This window comes from Prevotella pallens ATCC 700821 (assembly GCF_000220255.1).
GTDB lineage: Bacteria > Bacteroidota > Bacteroidia > Bacteroidales > Bacteroidaceae > Prevotella > Prevotella pallens.
On the sequence record NZ_GL982513.1, the window covers coordinates 2,150,769 to 2,160,954 of the forward strand.

Sequence of the window (10,186 nt, forward strand, 5' to 3'; positions counted from 1 at the left end):
TTTCCGTAAAGTTATGTACCTTTGTCGGCAAATAAAGATATTCTCGTCAAACAAATATAAATAATATAAACATGGAAAAAAACAGAAAAAAACAAATCGTAGTTTTGAGTATAGCTTTAGTTTGCATTTTCATCTTGGTATTTTCATTGTTCCATAAATCAGCGACAAAAGATAGCGCAAATCCTCCTTTAACAAATGTTTTGACTGATAGCATTTCTCAAATTGTCTCAGCTTGTCCTGGCGAAATTGGTGTGGCGGTTATTGTTAATAACAGAGATACGGTTAAGGTCAATAATAAGAGTGTTTATCCTATGATGAGTGTGTTTAAGGTTCATCAGGCATTAGCTCTTTGTAATGACTTTGACAATAAAGGAATTTCACTTGATACCTTAGTAAATATAAATAGGGATAAACTTGACCCAAAGACTTGGAGTCCTATGCTGAAAGATTATTCAGGGCCAGTCATATCATTGACAGTGAGAGATTTGCTGCGTTATACTCTTACTCAGAGTGACAACAATGCAAGCAACCTTATGTTTAAGGATATGGTTAATGTCGCTCAAACAGATAGTTTTATAGCCACACTCATTCCTCGTTCAAGTTTTCAGATAGCTTATACGGAAGAGGAAATGTCGGCTGACCATAACAAGGCTTACTCTAACTATACATCTCCTCTTGGTGCTGCAATGTTGATGAATCGTTTGTTTACTGAAGGTCTTATCGATGATGAGAAACAAAGTTTCATTAAGAATACGTTAAAAGAATGCAAAACAGGTGTAGATAGGATAGCAGCTCCACTTCTTGATAAAGAAGGGGTTGTTATAGCGCATAAGACAGGTTCAGGTTATGTTAATGAAAATGGTGTTCTTGCAGCTCACAATGATGTTGCCTATATATGTCTGCCTAATAATATCAGTTATACCTTAGCGGTATTTGTTAAGGATTTCAAGGGAAATGAATCACAAGCGTCACAATATGTTGCGCATATATCAGCTGTAGTATATTCTTTATTAATGCAAACTTCAGTAAAATCTTAAACTGCACTTGCTTTGATAATTAATGATAAACAATCTAAAAGCACTCTAATCGTTATCGGAGTGCTTTTAGATTACTAATCAAATTGCTTCTATTATAATTTGAATCCTCTACTTTTTCTTTCTTCCTGTTGCGGCACTCTTGCTCCATATCTAAGCCTGTGCCATTGCTCCCTGAACCAGTCGGCAATCGGCTTCCTGTTTATTGTCAGGTTCAGCCTGCTTTCATCGTCAGGGTCATTTTCCACCCTTAAAATATCATCCTTTATATCAAAGTTCCGCCTGTGTTGCTCGGAATAGATTTTACCGCTACATTTCAGGGCTTCTTTTTTGACTATAAGACTTTCAGTCATTTCTTTAGAGAATCCCAGCATGGCACAAAACTTTTCCATGCGCAGCATTTCCCTGAACATCGGAAACCACCTGAAAGCCTTGTCTATGATTCTGGCGAGCCGTGACAGTTCTTTTTCTTTCATGTCAAGTTCCTGCCTGTGCATTTCTCTGAGATTGTGGATTTGCGTATCATGCTGTTTCTGCATCTGCTGTACTTGGCTCTGCAATTTTTCAATATTGGTGTTCCGTTTTGAAACCTCGTCTTGCAGTTTTTCGTTGGCACGTTCCAGTTCTTTCAGTTTTCCACTCCCGAAAAGAGAAGCAACTCCACTAGTTATGGCTGTCGCTGCCGTGGTGGCTGTCTTCTTTAACTTGTCAGTGCGTATTTCTGATTTCACCTGTTTCAGTTCCTGCTCGGCAAGATTTATCTGTTCTTCTTTGTGCCGTTTGGCTGCATCCATGCGTTGCAGTTCAGCTTTCTGCTTCTCAATGATAAAGTCGTTCCGTTCCAGATGCTCCTTACCAGTGACAGCCTTTGACTGCCCGCGTTCCATCAGCAGGATGTCGGATGCAAGGGTCTGCATCTGCATCATGTCATCGTCATTGAGCTTTCGGCTCTTTCCTGTTTCGTGGTTCATCCAGTCGAAAACGATATGGGCATGATAGTTCGGCTTGAACCATCTGTCCCCGACTTTGAAGCTTTCCCTGTCTTCCGCTTCCGGCTGACCGTTCAGCCAATGCCCTTCATCCTTGTGCAGGAAGATTTGCAGCGGTGTGATTCCCCAGCGTCTTTGACACTCCTCACCGAATTTACGCACGTCTGCCAGTGTGGTGTCCGACCTGACAAGCAGCACTCCTTCACGTATGGGGGAGCATCCCGCAATCTTGACTATTTTACCGTTCTTGCCTTTGCGTTCACGCTCCTTTTCCTGCATGGCACGTCCGGTCTTTTCCTTTACCATCTGTCTGATATTGTCATAATGCATCCGCAAATCCGGACTGCCGAAGTCGGGATTTATCCACTGTTCGTTATCGGTGGATAGTTCAGGAACGACATAGATTCTGGACTCTCCGATGTGGCGCATGTATTCGGCAGTCCTCCTGTTGTGAGCCTCGCTCGATGCGATGTTGCAGGGCTTGATATGTATGCTTGATTTTGTTGCCATAGATACTTGTTTTTTGGTTTGTACTTTATTGTTTGCTTTTCCGCTGTCCGTAAACGCATGGGGTTCTTAGGGGTGCAACCCATAAGCGGAGATTGCAAAGAGAGGGTCACTCTTTGCTCTGGGTTCTCAGGGGAGAAACGCCCTGAGTGGGTCATTAGGGTAAAACCCTAATCCCCTCGGGAGAGCCCACAACTACGTAAGCGGAGCGTGTAGTTATAGTGGGCTATATCAATGGCAAGCCATTGTCTGCAAACTCCAGCCTACGGCTTCCGCTCTCCTCCGTCAGGGAGGTTTTTCATCATCGTTGCCGATTGGAGATGCACCGACCAGCACAAGGTCTAAATCGTCTATCAGTTTTTGCAGGACGGGATTCTTCTCTATCATCCGCTGGAGGATTCTCTCAGCCTCGACCAAGTGGTTGGCTGTACTCATCACCTTGCCCTCCCGTATCTGAAAGATAATCCAATCGGCTATGTCGATATGGGCTTCTTTTTGTTTCGGGGTGGCATTCCTTTCGATGATGTCCGAAACCACCACCTTACAAAAGTACATGCTCTCGGCTCGCTGTTTCCACTCGGCATAAGCATCGGCATCGGGAAAGAGAAGCACGGTTCGCCCTGACAGTACACGGAGTTTCTCTTCTCTCATCTGACTCTTACCACCCGTAGCCAGCCATACATAATCGGGGAAGATAGCAGAACCGATAACGGCACTCTTCTCGGATTCCACCAAGACCACCACCTTGTCGGGATGCGTTTTCAACAAGTGTTCCCCGAAAAGGCATTGGGATAGTTGCCAATCCTCTGCCAACACACGCTGCTTTTTCAATATGCTGTGTATCCAGTTCACTGCCGATGTCTGTCCTCCCTTGATACGGTGTCCGTCTTCGGGATTGTACTGCATCACCTTTCCCGTGCGTACCTTGCCCGTCCTGTCTATCTGCCAAAAGATAACAGAGCCGTCACGGGTAGCCCCCAAACGGTATTCCTCCAACAACCGCTTCAACACCTCTTTCGCCTTGTCGCCATAGTAGGAAGTAAGGAGTGTGAAGAGGAAACGGAAGAAATTGCTACGCTCGCTTTGCGACTTCTCCACATAGTGAGGGGGAATATAGCCGATGGCTGTCGGCTTACTTTGCTGCTTCACTTTCTTCTGCTCTGCTCTTTGCCTGTCAAAAGAGAAATCATTGGTAGTTCTGTGTTCAGGATGCTCTTGAAAATACTCTTTCGGAGTGTAGTGATACCCACAACCGCTTTCGTGGTTACATCTGCCGACCGATGGATGCAACGGCACATTATTTTCGTCCACGTAATAGACGAAAGAATGCCTGTCTCCGCATTTGGGGCAGGTATGCCGTGTTGCCGTTCCTTTATACTTCTGTAATGAATAATTGCCCATAGCTTAGTCCGTTTTTGATGGTTGATTGTCGGCTGTCCCATCCTGTCCCATTGTCCCACACTCTAAGGGTTGGGACAGTGGGACACTTGGGACACCTGCGTTTTTACTCTCTTTGCTGCGCTGGATGATACGGTTTACGGTGGACTTGCCACAATTCACCTGTGAGGCTATCTCCCTGACGGACTTGCCCGATTGGGAGAGTTGCAGAATTTGGCAATCCCTTTGGCTTGATTCATTGTCGCCCAATTTTTTCAAGTGTTCCTTTTCCGTGGAATAGCCCCTGAACACGAACTGCAAGAAAGCATCCACCTTGTCAATCTCGTAAACGATTACATTATCCGCATCATGAGAGAACGTGCCATAGCGCACTTTAAGCTGCTTCACATAGCGAAGCCCTCCGTCTTGGGCACTTTTTCCAATGGTGAACACGCTGTCAAAGAAATTGTAGAGCCGTTTGCTTCCGGCAAGGTCGTTGGATGTGATGGGACAATCCAAAGAGCGTTTGGGCGTATGTGCTAGGACAAGGATAGAGAGCGCATATCTCTTTTTGAGATTGTTCAGCTGAATCATCAGCCGTCCTGCGGCATCGCCTTTCTCCATGGCGCAACACAGGTAGGTAAGATTGTCAATGATGAAAATCTTGCAGTCGGTCTGCACAGCCATCTGTTCAATGCCGCCTATGATAGCTTCCTCAAAGTTGGCATCCAAAAGCTGGTTGCAGTCAATAGACACCCGATAGAGTTTGTCGGGAAAGGTGTAGAGCTCTCCATGCTCGTTGGTATAGCGGAGCTGGAACTGCTTTTCGGACAGTTCAAAGTCCAGATACAGCACATTGTCGGTTCGGGCGATGCGGTCGGCTATCTGCACGGCAAGGATGGACTTGCCCACGTTGGAATCGGCAAACAAGCAGGAGAGTTCCCCCTCGTACCAAAAGCTGTCCCACAGCGCACGGGGCGTAGGCAATAACGATGCTTCAAGAATGGTTTGGTTTGCCGTCTTGATATTCATCATGCCTACACTGTCGGGCATACCGTTATGCGCTTGGGATGCTTTTGTGAGGTCGCCACGTATCAGGTTGATATAGTTCTTATCCTCTTCCATATCATTCACCAGTTACGTGGGTTGGGCTTGCGACGGTGGGAAGAGGATAAGGACTTGTTCAGTTCCTCGTCTGACAACGGTATGGGATTCTTTCGGGCGGTTTCCAGCCACTTGTCCAGTTCGTCACGGTAAAGGCAATAGCGTTTGCCGGGCTTGGTGGCAGGGATTGTCCCTTCTGACAGTTTCATGTAGAGCGTACCCTTAGGGATACCTAAATACTCTGCTGCCTCGTCCACAGACATGGGCACGTGGGTGTCCACCGTTTTGGCATTGTTCACACTGCGCTGCTCGGCGAGCAGGCTTTTCAGGCTCATCACTTCGTCTCGAAGCTGAGCGACAACCTCGGGGAGGTCGTTGAAGGTAAGAATTGATTTTTCCATTCGCGTACTCGTCTCTTTTGTAAGACTTGGCGCAAAGGACTGAAATGATATATCCGTGAATATCTCCACGACACGTCATTGCAAAATAATTCCCGAATAATTAAGCCCAGCCATAAATGACGGGTAAAATTACTCGGGAAACGATGTAAAACAGGCGGTTATGAGTTACCGGATGGTTGTCGTTGGTGTCGTGATTATCCTAATTCCGCACATAATCCTCGGGATAGTGGAAATCAAGTTTGCCGTTTTCGGGTTCATCAATGGGAATTTCCGTCTTTAACGGCTCTACCTTGAAATTCTTGATGGTTGATAAGTCTGTATCAGCAAACGATTTCGGGAAAAGGGCTTTGATGAACTTGGCACGGTTATCCCCATTGTAGTATCTCTTGTACAGGAAACGCTCAGAGATATTCCATACGAAGTGACGGAGTGGAATGTTGTTGATGTCTTTGGTAAACGGTCTTTGTATGGGCTTCGGGGTATAAGTGTTAAGATTCATCCATTTGTCCACCTCAGTACAGATGTGGTTCACGGTTTCTTGGTCGGCAATGCGAGGCAGGTAATAATGGCAATACTCCATGACCATGCGGATGCGCTCTTCCTTTTCCCGTTGCTCTCTGCTTGCGTAATTGGCACGGTTCTTTTCGTGAAGATCCGGGGCGATAGTAAGCTCTATCGGTTGTGTTTGGATAAGTGTCTCTTCTTTTGTCGGGGATGATTCGGGTACAGGCTCAGGGACTGATGTAGGTCCAGGCACAGATGTGGCTTCTTCAAGTGTATTTTGTGACAGTTCTTCCTGCACCTCTATGGCTTCGGCAATCGTTTCTTTCTTGCCGAACTTGATTTTGTAGATTTCGTATGTATCAAAGATAAGTGTCTGAAAGGAGAGATAGAGCAACCATCCCAACAGGTTACAGCATACGAATACTATCCACCTGACAAAGTTGTCTTGGTTGAAGCTGTCCGCTATTACCAGCGTGGCAATGGAAGATATTAGGACGATGGCGAAGCCGACAAAGCCCAAGATGATGTATTTGTCCTTGATTGATGATTCCATATTTCGTTGAGAGATTGAATGTTCCTGTATTATTTTGTGCAAAGTTAATGCTATTTTTCCCAATTACTGCCCGTTATTTGCGGTTAGAACGGTCTTTTTCAATGTATTTCACGAAATGTCATCATATCATACTCTGTTTCATACTCTGAGGGGCTTATAAATGGTGGCATCAAGCCAAAAACATAGAGGGGCGATTATAGCCTTGTAGCCATAACCGCCCCTCTGAATACCTGTCAATGTGAGACATTTATGCCTCCTTGCGCTTCAAGGTTATCTTGTCCACCACCTGACACATCTGCTGCGCTGCTATCTTGGAATAGATTTGTGTGGTGGTAATGTTCTTATGTCCGAGATAGGCTTGGATGACAGCCATGTCCGTTCCCATTTCCACGTGCAGGCTTCCGAAGCTGTGGCGGGTACAGTGAAAGGTGATTTTCTTGGTTATCCCTGCTGCCGTGAGCCACCGTTGGAGTGGTCCTTGCAGCATCTTGTCCTTGAAATCCTCAAAGATAAGTCCCTCGCCCCGTTCTCCCAGCAGTCCATAGGCTTCATCACTGATGGGGTTATGCACTATTTCTTTGGTTTTCTGCATACGGGTGGTAACGAACATCCTGCCGTTGGTGTATGGTTGTATCTGCTGCCACGTGAGCTGTCTGATGTCGCTCTTTCTCAGTCCCGTAAGACAGGCGAAAAGAAAAGCTTTTTTCAAGACCTCCTCCTCACAGGGTGTTTCGGCAAGCCGTATCAGTTCCTCTTGGCTCAAATGCTCCCTGATGGTGGGAATGCACTCGATGCGGTCTAAGAAGCCGTTTGGGTTCTCCTTTATCTTCCTGTCACGGTAAGCGGTGTGCAGCACGGCACGGAAAGTTGACCAATAGCCTGCTGCGGAGTTGATGTGCAGCTTTTGGTTGGTGTGGATGGATTGGGGTGCATCAAGCAGGTATTCCATGAACTTGCGGCACAAATCCACATCCACCTCCTCAAAGGTGCATTTGCCGTTCACGAACCGCTGGAAATGCTTGTATACGTGCTGCCACTTGATATTCTTGCGGTCAGCCAGTCCTTTGAAATAGGCAAGGAAATCGCCCTTCATCTTGGTCTTGTCAAAAAAGCCGTTGTTTTCATTGAAAATGGCTTCGTAGCGCTGGTTGCGCAGGATGACCGCTTTCTTCATCATGCGTGCGTTGAAGTCCCGTTCCTGCTGGTTTGCAGGTTTGGCGAAGATGTAAATTCCTAAGGCTTCACGTGTAATCACTCTCATGGTGACATTGTCACGGTAGCCGGGATAGTAGTCAAGGCATAGTGAATACTGTGTCCCGTTCTTAATCTTGCGCTTACGCAAGGTAACTGTTTTGCATTTACTCATAATAATTATGTTTTAATTGGTTGTATACATTTTGGAGTTGTATCCATGTTTCCGATGGCAAAGGAACAACGTGAAATATCCGTGAATACCTCCACGATACATCATTTTGAAATAATTTTCGATAATCCCGATTTTTCACGGTTATTTGTTCCTTTCAGCCATGACACGCTCCACATCTGAGCGCAAAAGCAGGTTTTTCACACCCACCTTTATCTTTTCGATGTGCTTCACCTTGACGATATGGCAGATGTTGGCTGACGAAAGACCATAGATTTGCTGCACCTGCTCAACGGTATAGTAGCGTTCATCGTTCACAAGGTCAGTTCTGCGGAGTTCGTTCAAATGTGATTTGGAGTAATAGGTACGCCCGTACTCTCTTTTAGTGGGTATCTTATGGCGATAGGTGTAGGCACGGAGTGCGGTCGGCTTCATGCCGAACAGTTCCTCCACCTCCTCGGTCAGTAGCCAGTCGGTAATTTCGCTAATATCAACTGCCACACCGAAAAACTCGTCAATATGCTTCTTGCTGTAATAGTTCTTTCCTGCGATACGGCAGATGGGGATATGGTTACGCTTGGCGGAAGTGTAAAGCCATGACTGCTTTACCTTAAAAAGGGACATCACCTCCTCGCCCGAATAGAAGTCCAACACTTCTTCGCTTTCCTTTTCCCTTTTTTCTCTTTTGGCAGGTAAGGAAGATGAAGATGATTTCCTTGGTGTGGAGGTGTTGCCGGGCAGGATGCGGTGATAGGGATTGCCCTCCAACATCTGCTCGATGTCGGCTCTGCGGATGAATGCCATGCGGTTGCTGATGCGTGAGGCTTTCAGCTTGCCGATGGCTACAAGTTTGTAAATGTACTGTCGGGAACAGCCCATGAGGATGGCTGCTTTGGAAAAGGTGAGATACTCCTGATGCTGTATCTCCATCAAGGGTTGGGCGACTTTGAAGAGGTTGTTCTTCTGCATCACTCTGGCTCGTTTGGCTTCTGCCTGACAAGCCTCACTGCAATATCTTTGCATACCGCTTCGGGTTACAAAGGACTTGCCGCAAAAACTGCATTTTCTGGTTGCTTTCATACCGTTTTATCGTTTAATGGTTCATTTCTTCAATCCTATATCTCTGAAATGGTAAACGGATGTGAACGGAAGTCAACCATTGTCGCTTTTCTACACAGTGTGACTGTTTCCGCATATCGGGGCGGTTATTGTCGCTTGTCGTAAACGGTTGTAAACCCTTGTCAACTGTCTGCACGGTGTGACAAAAAACAAGCCCCGCAAATTCTCCACGTCAGAAATACGTCTCAAAAATATGTGGAAATTTGGGAAGCGACAAATGGCAACCGAAAAGTGTTAAATTTTAGAATATGCTGGTAATTAAAGATTTACACTCGGATATTTCTGATTAGTTTTGGTTGTTCTATGGTTATAAATACAGAAAGTAAAAGCTACTCCTTCAATAGTTGTAACACTATTAGGTATATCAACCGAATTTAGATTAAGACAATCTGCAAAGGCTTCATAACCTATTATCTTAACATCATTAGGTATTGTGTAGTCTCCACCTGAATATGCTGAAGGATATCGGAGTAATTTGCTATCTGCTAATGAAAACAATACGCCATTGACAGATTTTAGAAATGTATTTTCATTAGGAACATTTATCTCTTTAAGATTAGGACATACACTGAATACCATTTTTTCGACAGCTTTTAATGTTTTAGGAAGAGTTATTATTTCCAAAGCCGGACAATTGTAAAACGAATATGTATTAAGTGTATCTTGTTTAGTGTAATATTGTTCATAAGAACCGTAATCGTACATATAAGAATTGCCACCAGAAACAATTGAAGTTTCTGACAAATCTAAATTAGATAATCGTCCTTTTGAGGGTGAACCTCCTTTTGTTATGCCAGCCATATCCCGCAAAGTAATAATATCATCTCCATTTAAGGAGCCTTTTATTATTAAATTAGAGATATTGTACTTCTTATCTCCAATAAGCGAAGATAGTGTTCCAGGTTTCGTAACATCAATAGTAATTTCCTGACCATAGCTTATTAAAGCAAACAAGCTTAATAGTGTAAATAATAATGCTTTTTTCATTTTAGTTTGTTTTTAATTAGTTAATAATTATGTCAATAAGATTAAATAAAAACCTACTTGACTACCTACAAAATCTGCACTACATTAATTTTAGAGAAGGTAAACTTGTTCTCAATATACTTTACTAAGTTTTTATATTAATAGCTATTATAACTATCTTAAAAACAAGTTTTTAGTTAGTTCATATATTTTTAGCTATCAAAATTCTTATTAGTTCACGTATCTGTATTAATGTTTAATGTTATATA

The 10,186-nt window shown here is 44.4% G+C and carries 9 protein-coding genes; 1 reads left to right on the forward strand and 8 read right to left on the reverse strand.

What is annotated here, in order from left to right:
* The first annotated feature begins 71 nt into the window (after nucleotides 1-71).
* On the forward strand, nucleotides 72-1,037 hold the full coding sequence (locus HMPREF9144_RS08425; protein ID WP_004339683.1) for a CfxA family broad-spectrum class A beta-lactamase: 966 nt from the start codon (nucleotides 72-74) through the stop codon (nucleotides 1,035-1,037).
* Between the two features lie 92 nt (nucleotides 1,038-1,129).
* Here the strand turns inward: HMPREF9144_RS08425 and HMPREF9144_RS08430 are convergent, their stop codons facing one another.
* The 8 genes from HMPREF9144_RS08430 to HMPREF9144_RS08465 form a co-directional block, all read right to left on the reverse strand.
* Nucleotides 1,130-2,533: a hypothetical protein gene (locus HMPREF9144_RS08430; protein ID WP_004292734.1), complete on the reverse strand. Its 1,404-nt coding sequence runs from the start codon at nucleotides 2,531-2,533 to the stop codon at nucleotides 1,130-1,132.
* A gap of 282 nt (nucleotides 2,534-2,815) precedes the next feature.
* The gene (locus HMPREF9144_RS08435) at nucleotides 2,816-3,931 is read right to left on the reverse strand and encodes a DUF6371 domain-containing protein (RefSeq protein ID WP_004292742.1); all 1,116 of its coding nucleotides are present in this window, start codon (nucleotides 3,929-3,931) and stop codon (nucleotides 2,816-2,818) included.
* A 3-nt stretch (nucleotides 3,932-3,934) separates the two neighbouring features.
* Nucleotides 3,935-5,032 carry an AAA family ATPase gene (locus HMPREF9144_RS08440; protein WP_004348225.1) on the reverse strand — a complete coding sequence of 366 codons (1,098 nt, stop codon included), beginning with the start codon at nucleotides 5,030-5,032 and terminating at the stop codon, nucleotides 3,935-3,937.
* A 5-nt stretch (nucleotides 5,033-5,037) separates the two neighbouring features.
* Nucleotides 5,038-5,412, reverse strand: a complete 375-nt coding sequence (locus HMPREF9144_RS08445; protein ID WP_004338328.1) for an excisionase family DNA-binding protein — start codon at nucleotides 5,410-5,412, stop codon at nucleotides 5,038-5,040.
* 199 nt (nucleotides 5,413-5,611) lie between these two features.
* Nucleotides 5,612-6,469, reverse strand: a complete 858-nt coding sequence (gene tnpC / locus HMPREF9144_RS08450) for a transposon Tn4555 protein TnpC (protein WP_004339687.1) — start codon at nucleotides 6,467-6,469, stop codon at nucleotides 5,612-5,614.
* A 247-nt stretch (nucleotides 6,470-6,716) separates the two neighbouring features.
* Complete coding sequence (locus HMPREF9144_RS08455) at nucleotides 6,717-7,835, reverse strand: tyrosine-type recombinase/integrase (protein ID WP_004338318.1); 1,119 nt, start codon at nucleotides 7,833-7,835, stop codon at nucleotides 6,717-6,719.
* Nucleotides 7,836-7,976: 141 nt separating this feature from the next.
* Nucleotides 7,977-8,912: a transposon Tn4555 protein TnpA gene (gene tnpA, locus HMPREF9144_RS08460; protein ID WP_004292844.1), complete on the reverse strand. Its 936-nt coding sequence runs from the start codon at nucleotides 8,910-8,912 to the stop codon at nucleotides 7,977-7,979.
* 297 nt (nucleotides 8,913-9,209) lie between these two features.
* Entirely contained in the window at nucleotides 9,210-9,938 is a 729-nt protein-coding gene (locus HMPREF9144_RS08465; protein ID WP_006045545.1) for a leucine-rich repeat domain-containing protein, read from the reverse strand.
* Between the last annotated feature and the right edge of the window lie 248 nt (nucleotides 9,939-10,186).